The sequence below is a fragment of the Mesorhizobium sp. M7D.F.Ca.US.004.01.2.1 genome (assembly GCF_003997785.1).
GTDB lineage: Bacteria > Pseudomonadota > Alphaproteobacteria > Rhizobiales > Rhizobiaceae > Mesorhizobium > Mesorhizobium loti.
The window spans coordinates 1-3,304 of record NZ_RZRQ01000481.1 but is presented as its reverse complement, the minus strand read 5'-3'; the positions used below and the strand labels follow the sequence as shown (position 1 = coordinate 3,304).

Here is a 3,304-nt window from a genome sequence, read left to right as displayed (position 1 = left end):
CCTGTGTACCCGGCCCGGCATCCGCGTTTCCGTGCCGGGTACACAGGATCGCGTATCGCTGCCGCTGGAATTCTGCGTGCGCGACAATGGCTCCGGCGTCTCGGAAGATATTTTGCCGATCCTGTTCGATCCGTTCATCACCACCAAGCCGAACGGCTCCGGGTTGGGTCTTGCGTTGGTCGCCAAGATCGTTGGCGAGCATGGCGGCATCATCGAATGCGAATCGACGCCGCGTGGGACCACATTCCGCATCCTGATGCCGGCCTGGAAAGAAGCACCATACTGCGCCGATGAAGACGGTGAAGGAGACCGCAAATGACTGTTCGCGGCAATATTCTCGTCGCCGACGACGATGCGGCGATCCGCACCGTTCTCAACCAAGCGCTTTCGCGCGTCGGTCACGAGGTGCGCGTCACCTCCAACGCTTCGACGCTGTGGCGCTGGGTGGCGGCGGGCGAGGGCGATCTGGTCATCACCGATGTGGTGATGCCGGACGAAAACGCCTTCGACATGCTGCCGCGCATCAAGAAGGCGCGGCCTGAACTGCCGGTCATCGTCATGAGCGCCCAGAACACCTTCATGACGGCGATCCGCGCATCCGAAACCGGCGCCTATGAATATCTGCCGAAGCCGTTCGACCTGACCGAACTGCTCAGCATCGTCAACCGGGCGCTTTCCGAGCCGCGGCGGCCGAAGATCGATGCGCGGCCGGAAGAGCAGCCCGACGCAATGCCGCTGGTCGGCCGCTCGGCCGCCATGCAGGACATCTACCGCATGCTGGCGCGCATGATGCAGACCGACCTGACGGTGATGATCTCGGGCGAATCCGGCACCGGCAAGGAGCTGGTGGCGCGCGCTTTGCATGAATATGGCCGCCGTCGCGGCGGCCCGTTCGTTGCCATCAACATGGCGGCGATCCCGCGCGATCTGATCGAATCGGAACTGTTCGGCCACGAGAAGGGCGCCTTCACCGGCGCGCAGAATCGCTCGACAGGGCGTTTCGAACAGGCCGAAGGCGGTACATTGTTCCTCGACGAGATCGGCGACATGCCGATGGAGGCGCAGACGCGCCTGTTACGTGTGTTGCAGCAGGGCGAATACACCACGGTTGGCGGACGAACGCCGATCAAGACCGATGTGCGCATCGTCGCCGCCACCAACAAGGATCTGCGCACGCTGATCAACCAGGGGCTCTTCCGCGAGGATCTGTTCTATCGCCTCAACGTCGTGCCGCTCAGGTTGCCCGCGCTGCGCGAGCGCTCCGAGGACGTGCCGGACCTCGTCCGCCACTTCTTCAAACTCGGCGAGATGGAAGGCCTGCAGACCAAACGCATCTCGCCCGGCGGCATCGAACTGATGAAGCGCTATCCATGGCCGGGCAATGTGCGCGAACTGGAAAACCTCGTCCGCAGGCTCGCCGCACTCTATTCGCAGGACGAGATTTCCGCCGAGATCATCGAGGCCGAGCTCAAAACCGGCGAACGCCCGGTGGTGCCGGGCGGCGGCAATCTCATTCCCGACGACCTGTCGATCGGCCAGGCTGTGGAGCACTTCCTGCAGCGCTATTTCGCCTCGTTTGCCGGCGATTTGCCACCCGCCGGACTTTATCAGCGCATCCTGTCCGAGGTCGAATATCCGCTCGTCCTGGCCTCGATGACGGCAACTCGCGGCAACCAGATCAAGGCGGCGGAATTGTTGGGCTTAAACCGCAACACGCTGCGCAAGAAGATTCGCGAACTCGGCGTCAACGTCTACAAATCATCGCGGCAGGGCTGAGCCTGATCTGAAGGTCGGGCTCTTTTCGGGGGACGGCTCGCGAAAGATTTCCGTCTCGGTCACACTTGTTGCATAATCGCCACAATGCGTTGCATACATCCGACGCAATCATGGCTCTAGACGGCGACATGGCTCCGCAGGCACCGACAACAAACCAACCGCTTTTCAGCGAACCCGGCACGCGTGACGGGCGCCGGCTGTTGGCGCTGCCCGGCGTGGTCGCGGTTGTGGGCGCCCTGGTGACGGCGGCGATCTCGTTCACCATCCTTGTTGGCGCGACGCCGATCACGCCAAACGAATCGACGACGCTGGCGCTGATTGCCCTCAACGCGGCTTTCGTCCTATTCCTCATTGCGCTGGTCGGACGTGAAGTTCACCGTATCCTCATGGCGCGCCGGCACGGCAAGGCCGCCTCGCGGCTGCATGTGCGCATCGTCGCCATGTTCGCTCTGGTCGCCGCCATTCCAGCGATCATGGTGGCGATCATCGCGTCGATCACGCTCGACATCGGTCTCGACCGCTGGTTCGAGATACGCACCAAGACGATCGTCAATTCGTCGCTGTCGATCGCCGACGCCTATGTCCAGGAAAATGCCCGCAATCTCCAGGGCACGACACTGTCGATGGCCTATGATCTAGATGCGTCGCGCACACTCTATGGCCTTGATCGCACTGGCTTTCTCGACCTGATGAACAAGGAAGCCGTAGGCCGGTCGCTGGCCCATGCGGCGCTGATCAAGCCGGACGGCTCTTTCGTCATGAGCGCCAAGACCGATACGGATTTCGCCATGCCCGAGCCACCGGAAGGCGCCGTGTCCAGCGCCTCCGATGGCAAGCCGGTGCTGATCGAGCCGAAAACGCGCAACATCATGGGCGCCATCGTCAAGCTGCGCGAGATCGAAGGGCTCTATCTCTACACCATTCGCCTCGTCGATCCCGAAGTGATCAAGGCGCGGCAGATAGTCAGGTCCAACACCGACGAATATCGTGGTCTGGAAGACAACCGCCGCACCTCGCAGGTGGCCTTCGCGCTGCCCTATCTGTCGCTGACGCTGATCATCATCCTGTCCGCCATCTGGACCGGCATTGCGGTTGCCGACCGTCTTGTGCGGCCCATTCGCCAGCTTATCGGTGCCGCCGACGAGGTGGCGACCGGCAATCTCGACGTTGCGGTTCCCGTCAGGCCTTCGGACGGCGATGTCGCTTCGCTCGGCGACACGTTCAACAAGATGCTTCTGGAACTGAAATCACAGCGCAACGAAATCCTGTCGGCCAAGGACCTGATCGACGAACGGCGCCGCTTCTCGGAAGCCGTGCTTGCCGGCGTCACCGCAGGCGTCATCGGCGTCGATCCCTACGGCATCGTTACTATCGTCAACCGCTCGGCCGAGGCGATGCTGGCCATCTCCGCCAGCGCGGCGCTTGGGCAGAACCTCTCCGCCGTGCTGCCGCATGTCGGCCGCGTCTTCGAGATCGGCCGCAAGTCCGGCAAGCCTGTCTATCGTGAGCAGGTGACCTTCTATCGCGC

3 protein-coding genes are annotated in these 3,304 nt (G+C 62.6%); all 3 read left to right on the top strand.

Annotation, left to right across the window (positions count from 1 at the left end; translation table 11 throughout):
- Positions 1 to 319 (top strand): ATP-binding protein (locus EN993_RS33340; RefSeq protein ID WP_245469041.1); only part of this gene is annotated, 319 nt, incomplete at its 5' end.
- A complete protein-coding gene (gene ntrC, locus EN993_RS33335) occupies positions 316 to 1,776 on the top strand; it encodes a nitrogen regulation protein NR(I) (RefSeq protein WP_109671315.1) in 1,461 nt (486 codons plus the stop codon). The genes EN993_RS33340 and ntrC, both read left to right, overlap by 4 nt.
- A gap of 128 nt (positions 1,777 to 1,904) precedes the next feature.
- A partial coding sequence (locus EN993_RS33330) for a PAS domain-containing sensor histidine kinase (RefSeq protein WP_164757975.1) occupies positions 1,905 to 3,304 on the top strand: 1,400 nt, incomplete at its 3' end.